Raw genomic sequence first — 7423 nt, 5'->3', positions numbered from 1 at the left:
ATCCTGACCGCAGCGGCGCAGGGCGGCGGGATCCTTGATCTTGTGAAAGGAGTGGAGCACAAAAGGCGGCAACCAGTTCATGCCGCACAATTTGGCCGCCTGTTGAAAGGGCAGCAGAAAATCGAGCAGCGGCCGGCCGTTGTACCCCTCGCTGCAGTAGGACTCCGGCGCCCCGCCGGTGGTGATGGCGCTCAGCCACTGCTTGCCCTTGAGTGCGTGCGCTTCGGGGCCGTAGGCGTAACCATACTCCAGCACCAGATCCATCCACTCCTTCATGATGGCCGGGCAGGAGTACCAGTAAAACGGGTGCTGAAAGACGATGATGTCGTGCTCCGACAGCAACGTTTGCTCCCGCTTAACATTGATGAACATGTCGGGATAGTGGTGGTAGAGATCGTGAACCGTGACCCCCTCCAGCCCCTCAATCGCCTGCAAGAGCTGCTTGTTGGCCCGTGAGCCCTGCAAGGCGGGATGGGAAAAAATAACCAGAATGCGTTTCATGACAACATCACCCGAACAAGCGCCAGAGCTGGCGCGATAAAAGAGAAAAGGGGTGTGACAGACACATCGTAAAGATGCACAGGAAAGCGACCTTATCAGGAAGCACCGTGGCCTGCCAACTCGGGGATCAGCTCCCGCAGCGCCGGATTGAGGGTCTGGTGAGCGGGATAACAAAGCCCAATCCGGCGAAACATCCGCGGCCCGCTTACCGGCAGGGTACAGAGCCCCGCCTCATCCTCCACCAGCCCGTCCGGCAGAAAGCTGATGCCAACCCCGGCCAGCACCAGCGCCATCACCAACCCCTTGCTCTCGGCCTTGGCCACCAGATTGAGAGTAAGCCGGTCACAGGCCAGCAGACCTATGGTCTGTTGATGAGCTTCACAAGGTGGGCACTCAATAAAATCATAATGTTGCAGCTCGGCCAGCTCAATTTTCTCGCGGCTGGCCAGGGGATGGTCGACCGGCACGCAGAGCACGTAATCCTCTTCCCACAGCGGCAGAAAGATCTCGTCCTCCCGGCGCAGAGCGTCCAGCGTCAGCCGACAGTCGGCTGGCGTGCCGTAATCGGAGAGGGTGAGATCCAGCTCGGGCAGTACCGACTGTACCCGTTGCAGCAACCCCGCCACCCGACGCCGGCTCAGGTCGGGCATGATGGCGATATTGAGCCTCGCACGCGTCGCTTTTTGGCGAAACAGCTCCGGCAGACGACGCGCCTCCTCCACCAGCTTGACCGCATGGGGGTAGAGATAGTGGGCAGGATCGCGCGCCTCCACCCCCTTCTTGCCGCGAATGAAGAGGCTGTCGCCGAGCGCCTCTTCCAACTGGCGCAGCCCCGCCGAGAGTGAGGGCTGGCTGACGTGGCAGCGTTCGGCCGCCGCCGTGATGTTCTTCTCTTCATAGATGGCGATGAAGAAACGCAGCAGTCGCAGATCCAGCATAAGCCCAACCATAGTTTTTTCAGATGATAACCAGCGGAAAACAATATTTATCACTTATAGATGCAGTGACTATAGTGACCCTGTTCCGCGCTGGCCAGCAGCTTGTTGGCTCAAACCGACTATCGAATCTGAAGGAAAAAATCATGTCCAAAGCTCTCGTCGTTATCACCGGTGCCTCTGCCGGGATCGGTGCCGCCATCGCCCGCGCCTTCTCTGCCGCTGGCCATCCCCTGCTGTTGCTGGCCCGTCGGGTCGAGCCGATGCAGGCACTCGGTCTGCCGAATACCCTCTGCATCGGGGTCGATGTGACCGACACCGCCGCCATGAAGGCCGCCGTCCAGCAGGCGGAAGCCAAATTTGGCCCGGTCGGCTGCATGGTCAACAACGCCGGCGTCATGCTGCTGGGTCAGGCTGACGTGCAGGATCCCGCCGAATGGCAGCAGATGCTCAACATCAACGTCATGGGGGTGCTGAACGGCGTCCACGCGGTACTGGCCGGGATGAAGGAGCGCCGCAGCGGCACCATCATCAACATCAGCTCCATCGCCGGTCGCAAGACCTTCCCGAACCATGCTGCCTACTGCGCCACCAAGTTCGCCGTGCACGCCCTGACCGAGAACATCCGGGAAGAGGTGGCCGATGTCGGCGTGCGGATGGTGACCATTGCCCCGGGTGCGGTCGAGACCGAGCTGCTCAGCCACACCACTGACGAGAGCATCAAGGCCGGTTACCACGACTGGAAAGATCAGATGGGCGGCGTCATTGCGCCGGAAGTGATCGCCGATGCCGTGCTCTACGCCTGGAATCAGCCTGCCAACGTCTGCGTGCGCGAGATCGTGCTGGCGGCGACCCGTCAGCAACCTTAATCCGGGCTGACTGACACCATGGGGAGGGCTTGACCCTCCCCCGGGGCACAGGGTTACCATGTGCCCCTTGTTTTTTTCCGAGTCATTCCATGGTTCTCACCCGTCGCCAACTCGCTCACGCCCGTCGCTGGCTCCCCTTGTGGAGTCTGGTGCTGGTGTTGATGTCGTTTGGCAGCCGGGCCGCAACCGACCTCTGTACCCTGACCACCCACTGCAGCCAGAGCGAGCGTACCCTGGAAAAGGCGATGCCCTGCGGCAGCTTTACCACCGCCCTCTCGATGACGCTGGTAGGCAGCGACAGCCTGACGGTCGCCGTACTGGAACCGGATACCCCCGACTTCGCCTCCCCCTCTCTCTTTATGCCGGACGCCCCGTGCGAGCGGCTCGAACGTCCCCCACGCACCCGGATCTGAAACGCATCCCGTATCGGGCATCTTTTCTTTCAATCTGAGGTGAGTGATGTACAAACCCCTGTTACTGGCCATGCTGGCCAGTACCGTCAGCTTTTCGGCCCTCGCGGCCGAGAAGATGACCGTCTACAAATCCAAATATTGTGGCTGCTGCCAAAGCTGGAACGAGCACATGGAGCAGAATGGCTTCGAACTGGACGTCATCGAAACCGAGCAGCTTGGCGCAGTGAAGCAGCAATACGGTATCGCGCCGGAACTGGCTTCTTGCCATACCGGTATCGTAAATGGCTATGTGATCGAGGGGCATGTACCAGCCGCCGATGTACAAAAGCTGCTCAGGGAAAAACCGGCGATCCGTGGCCTGACCATTCCGGGCATGCCCCAGAGTGCACCGGGCATGGATATTCCGGGCCATCCCTATGAGGTACTGAGTATCAGCAACGAGGGCGCGACCAACCGCTGGTCGAGCTACCCAGGCTGACGAAAACTGGTCATGAGAGGGCACTCCCATATCATGTGAGGCACACCTGAGCGGACTCTTGCCGCTCATGGCCAGAAAGAGGGCCGCTATCGCAAGATAGCGGCTTTTTTTGATTACATTTCCTGCAATAACAAGGGATTGCTTGCAACCACCGGCAACAAGGGGCAGATTTAACGCCAATTCATGGAGCCGATGCTCAGGTCTACCAACCCTTTCCAGCGCCAAGGATGCGACATGTTTACCTTTTCCCGAGGAGTTCTGCTGCTAGCCTTTCTGACAGTTCTCCCCCCCACTTATGCCAATGAAGAGCCCGCCATGCTGACAAGCGAACATCCAATCCAGCCGCCCGTGGCCGCCAAACATCCCCGCACTCTGAAAAAACACGGGGATACCCGCATCGACAACTACTACTGGCTGCGTGACGACGAGCGGCAGAAGCCCGAGGTGTTGGACTATCTCAAGGCCGAGAACGCCTATACCGAGGCAATGCTCAAGCCGACCCAACCCCTGCGCGAACAGCTTTACAAAGAGATGGTCGCCCGCATCCCCCAGCAGGATGAGTCGGTACCCTATGTGAAGAACGGCTACCGCTACCAGACCCGCTATGAGCCGGGCAAGGAGTACGGGATCTATTCGCGCACCAAGCTCGGTGAAGAGCAGGCGAGTCTGCTGCTCGACAGCAACCTGCGGGCTGAAGGGCACGAGTTCTATGCCCTCGGCGCCCTTGAGGTGAGCCGCAACAACCGCTGGCTGGCGGTGGCGGAAGATTTCCTCTCCCGCCGTCAGTACCAGATCCAGTTCCTCGATCTGGAGAGCGGTCAGTGGGCCACCGACAAACTGGAAAATACCTCCGGCAATCTGGTGTGGGCCAACGACAACAAGACCGTCTTCTATGTGCGCAAGCACCCGCAGACCCTGCTGCCCTATCAGGTCTATCGCCATACGCTCGGGACGGATCCGGCCACGGACAAGCTGGTCTATGAAGAGAAAGATGACTCCTTCTACATCAGCCTCTACGCCACCACTTCGGAAGATTTCATCATTATCGCCCTCTCCAGCACCACCACAGGCGAAGCGCGGCTGATCGATGCCAACCAGCCGGAGCACGCCCCACGCCTGTTCCTGCCCCGTCAGGTGGATCACGAATACAGCCTGGATCACTACCGTGGCCGCTTCTATGTGCGCTCCAACAAGGACGGCAAAAACTTCGGCCTCTACGAAACCAAGGAGAGCCCGGTCGATCGCTGGAAGCCGGTGATTGCCCCGAGCCCCGACGTACTGCTGGAGAGCTATGCCCTGTTCAAGGATTGGCTGGTGCTGGAGGAGCGCAGCAAGGGGCTGACCCGCTTGCGTCAGGTCAACTGGCAGAGCGGTGAGCAGAAGGAGATCGCCTTCGACGACCCTGCCTACGTCACCTGGCTCGCCTACAACCCGGAGCCGGATACCAGCGCCCTGCGTTATGGCTACTCCTCCATGACCACCCCTTCCTCTACCTATGAGCTGGACATGGCAACCGGCCAGCGCACCCTGCTCAAACAGCAGCCGGTGGCGGGCTTCAAGGCTGATCAATATGCCAGCGAACGGCTCTGGGTCACCGCCCGCGACGGCGTATCGGTGCCGGTATCGCTGGTCTATCGCAAGGACAAGTTCAAGAAAGGTCTCGCCGATTCGGCCAAGAATCAGCTGCTGGTCTATGGCTACGGCTCCTACGGCGCCAGTATGGATCCCGACTTCAGCAGCTCGCGCCTGAGCCTGCTGGATCGCGGCTTCGTCTACGCCATCGCCCATATCCGCGGTGGCGAGGAGCTGGGCCGTCCCTGGTACGAAGATGGCAAGCTGCTGAAAAAACAGAACACCTTCAATGACTTCATCGATGTTACCAAGGCGCTGGTCGAGCAAGGCTACGGTGCCAGGGATCAGGTCTACGCCATGGGCGGCAGCGCCGGCGGTCTGCTGATGGGCGCCGTCATCAATCAGGCACCCGAACTCTATCGCGGCGTGGTGGCACAGGTGCCCTTCGTCGATGTGGTCACTACCATGCTGGACGAGTCGATCCCCCTCACCACCGGGGAGTATGACGAGTGGGGCAACCCGAACCAGAAGCGCTACTACGACTACATGAAGAGCTACAGTCCCTACGATCAGGTCAAGGCGCAAGCCTACCCCAACCTGCTGGTCACCACCGGCCTGCACGACTCCCAGGTGCAATATTGGGAGCCCGCCAAGTGGGTCGCCAAGCTGCGCGAGCTGAAAACGGATGATAACAAGTTGTTACTGAATACCGACATGGATGCCGGCCACGGTGGCAAGTCGGGCCGCTTCAAAGCCTACGAAGATATCGCGCTGGAGTACGCCTTTATCCTGGATCTGGCCGCCCCGGCAAACTGATCTCATATGACGCTAGCCCTTGCCACACAAGGGCTACAAAAGAAACCTTCCGCAATTCCCCACCCGACTCCCGCACAATTAATCCACGATCAACAAATTAATGATCGGCATCAAACTTTTCGATATTAAACGCTGCTTTTTTGCCCTTTTGTTTGATTGTTGTTGGCGAGATGTGCTTAATCGAAGCCGTTACAACTTTTTCTTTGGCCCCTCAGGGGCCAAATTATCTTCTGCCGGCAGGACGCCGGTTATCTCACCGCAGGATGATGGTGGCTTTTTTGGGAGGGGGTAACAGCCCGACCTTTTCCTCGTACGAGGCCCTATCGGCCAGCCCGGCTCCCGCCGCAGGCTCGCCATAAATTCACTCGTGGAACGGGTGAGATAACTCAATGAAAAGGATGAAAAACATGAAAGGATTATCCCTGGCATGCGCCCTGTCGGCTGCTCTGGTCGGCGTGTCGTTTGGTGGCCCGGTACAGGCGCAGGAGCGCTTCGTGACCATAGGCACCGGCGGCCAGACCGGCGTCTACTACGTGGCGGGCCAGTCGATCTGCCGCTTCCTCAATCGCGGCGCGTCCGATCACCAGATCAAGTGCAATGCCCCGGCCAGCGGCGGCGGTGTAGCCAACGTCAACGGTATCCGCAGCGGCGAGTTCAACTTCGGCATCATGCAATCCGATCACCAGTTCAAGGCGATGAAAGGGCTGCCCCCCTTCCAGGTAGAAGGAACCATGGATGACATGCGCGCCGTCTTCTCCCTGCAGAGCGAGGTGTTCACCATCCTGGCCCGCAAGGACGCCAAGGTCGCCGGCTTCGATGATCTCAAGGGCAAGCGGGTCAATATCGGCAACCCGGGCTCAGGCCAGCGTGACACCATGGAAGAGATCATGGCGGTCAAGGGCTGGAAGAAGGGAGACTTCGGTCTGGTATCGGAGCTGAAACCGGCCGAACAGGCCTCCGCCCTCGGTGACAACAACATCGACGCCATGAGCTACTTCGTCGGCCACCCCAATGGTGCCATTCAGGAAGCCTCCACCACTACCGATGCGGTACTGGTGCCGGTCACCGGCGCCGAGATCGACAAGCTGCTGGCCGAGAAGAGCTACTACACCAAGGCTGAAATTCCGGGTGGCATCTACAAGGGCAGTGACCAGCCGACCCCCTCCATCGGTGGCAAGGCAGTGCTCTCCACCAGCGCCAAGACCGACCCCGAAGTGGTTTATCAGCTGGTGAAGTCGGTGTTCGACAATCTCGATCGCTTCAAGCGCCTGCACCCGGCCTTCGCCGACCTCAAAGAGGCCGACATGATCAAGGTGGGGCTCTCCGCTCCGCTCCATGAAGGGGCCGCCCGCTACTACAAAGAGCGCGGCTGGATCTAAGCGCGGGCCCCCGGGCCGCTGTCACTCTCACCGACACCCGTCTGCCGCGCCCCTGATTGCGGGGGCGGGTGTCGCTCTTGTTGTACTGGTGGGCACAAATTAACCCTATGCAAGACAAACAACTCTCTACCGAGGAGCTGATCGCCCAGGATGTGGGCGCACGGCTCCCTGCTGGCGCCATGGGTGGCATCATCACCCTGCTAGCGCTGGCCTGGTCACTGTTCCAGCTCTGGATCGCCTCGCCGCTCCCATTCATGCTCGGCTTTGGCGTGCTCAATGACACCGAAACCCGCTCCATTCACCTGACCTTTGCCCTGCTGCTGGCATTTCTGGTGTTTCCGGCGTTTCGCACCTCGCCGCGAGATCGGGTGCCCTTTAGCGATATCGCTCTCGCCCTGATCGCGGCCGGCGCGGCCTCCTACCTCTTCGTGATGTATCAGGCACTGGCCCAGCGTCCGGG

At 59.9% G+C, this 7423-nt stretch carries 7 protein-coding genes and 1 pseudogene; 6 read left to right on the top strand and 2 right to left on the bottom strand.

Annotated features, from left to right (window positions below; translation table 11 throughout):
- Positions 1–501, bottom strand: a 501-nt coding sequence (locus tag AACS24_RS13885; RefSeq protein WP_258222941.1) for an NAD(P)H-dependent oxidoreductase, incomplete at its 3' end; no start/stop codon positions are given.
- Positions 502–596: 95 nt separating this feature from the next.
- Positions 597–1439, bottom strand: a complete 843-nt coding sequence (locus AACS24_RS13880) for a LysR family transcriptional regulator (protein ID WP_181364180.1) — start codon at positions 1437–1439, stop codon at positions 597–599.
- A gap of 143 nt (positions 1440–1582) precedes the next feature.
- Here AACS24_RS13880 and AACS24_RS13875 point away from each other — a divergent pair, with 143 nt between their 5' ends.
- The 6 genes and pseudogenes from AACS24_RS13875 to AACS24_RS13850 form a co-directional block, all read left to right on the top strand.
- Complete coding sequence (locus AACS24_RS13875) at positions 1583–2305, top strand: SDR family oxidoreductase (protein WP_042032275.1); 723 nt, start codon at positions 1583–1585, stop codon at positions 2303–2305.
- Between the two features lie 89 nt (positions 2306–2394).
- On the top strand, positions 2395–2718 hold the full coding sequence (locus AACS24_RS13870; RefSeq protein ID WP_005339955.1) for a hypothetical protein: 324 nt from the start codon (positions 2395–2397) through the stop codon (positions 2716–2718).
- Between the two features lie 46 nt (positions 2719–2764).
- Complete coding sequence (locus AACS24_RS13865; RefSeq protein ID WP_108571042.1) at positions 2765–3196, top strand: DUF411 domain-containing protein; 432 nt, start codon at positions 2765–2767, stop codon at positions 3194–3196.
- A 234-nt stretch (positions 3197–3430) separates the two neighbouring features.
- Positions 3431–5584 carry a S9 family peptidase gene (locus tag AACS24_RS13860; protein ID WP_181364179.1) on the top strand — a complete coding sequence of 718 codons (2154 nt, stop codon included), beginning with the start codon at positions 3431–3433 and terminating at the stop codon, positions 5582–5584.
- A gap of 407 nt (positions 5585–5991) precedes the next feature.
- The gene (locus AACS24_RS13855; protein ID WP_108571040.1) at positions 5992–6963 is read left to right on the top strand and encodes a TAXI family TRAP transporter solute-binding subunit; all 972 of its coding nucleotides are present in this window, start codon (positions 5992–5994) and stop codon (positions 6961–6963) included.
- A 107-nt stretch (positions 6964–7070) separates the two neighbouring features.
- Positions 7071–7423: pseudogene (locus AACS24_RS13850) on the top strand (C4-dicarboxylate ABC transporter); the annotation flags it as partial.

Origin of the sequence: Aeromonas sp. HMWF016 (assembly GCF_963878195.1) — a bacterium.
Taxonomy (GTDB): Bacteria; Pseudomonadota; Gammaproteobacteria; order Enterobacterales; family Aeromonadaceae; genus Aeromonas; species Aeromonas lacus.
This window is presented reverse-complemented; position numbering and strand designations above follow the sequence as displayed.

Excerpts from the sequence above, each read along its gene's own strand:
- AACS24_RS13865 (WP_108571042.1), top strand. The coding sequence starts at position 2,765 with ATGTACAAACCCCTGTTACTGGCCATGCTGGCCAGTACCGTCAGCTTT.
- AACS24_RS13855 (WP_108571040.1), top strand. The coding sequence starts at position 5,992 with ATGAAAGGATTATCCCTGGCATGCGCCCTGTCGGCTGCTCTGGTCGGC.
- AACS24_RS13875 (WP_042032275.1), top strand. The coding sequence starts at position 1,583 with ATGTCCAAAGCTCTCGTCGTTATCACCGGTGCCTCTGCCGGGATCGGT.
- AACS24_RS13860 (WP_181364179.1), top strand. The coding sequence starts at position 3,431 with ATGTTTACCTTTTCCCGAGGAGTTCTGCTGCTAGCCTTTCTGACAGTT.
- AACS24_RS13880 (WP_181364180.1), bottom strand. The coding sequence starts at position 1,439 with ATGCTGGATCTGCGACTGCTGCGTTTCTTCATCGCCATCTATGAAGAG.
- AACS24_RS13870 (WP_005339955.1), top strand. The coding sequence starts at position 2,395 with ATGGTTCTCACCCGTCGCCAACTCGCTCACGCCCGTCGCTGGCTCCCC.